Annotated in this window: 1 protein-coding gene; it reads right to left on the bottom strand. The window is 63.1% G+C overall.

Annotated elements, in window-relative coordinates; genetic code table 11:
* Positions 1 to 214: hypothetical protein (locus EHS43_RS49080; RefSeq protein WP_185806711.1), on the bottom strand; the 214-nt coding region annotated here is incomplete at both ends.

Below are 214 nucleotides of genomic sequence, written 5' to 3'. Positions count from 1 at the left end.
TCCTTCTCCTTCTGCTCCTGCTTGGCCTCCTGCTCGGCCTGCTTGGCCTCCTGCTCCTGCTGCAGTTGCTCCTGCTTGGCCTCCTGTTCCTTCTCCTTCTGCTCCTGCTTGGCCTCCTGCTCGGCCTGCTTGGCCTCCTGCTCCTGCTGCAGTTGCTCCTGCTTGGCCTCCTGTTCCTTCTCCTTCTGCTCCTGCTTCGCCTCCTGCTCGGCCT

Origin of the sequence: Streptomyces sp. RP5T (assembly GCF_003933965.1) — a bacterium.
Classification (GTDB): domain Bacteria; phylum Actinomycetota; class Actinomycetes; order Streptomycetales; family Streptomycetaceae; genus Streptomyces.
Note: the sequence above shows the minus strand (reverse complement) of the source record. Positions and strands in the feature narration are given on the sequence as shown.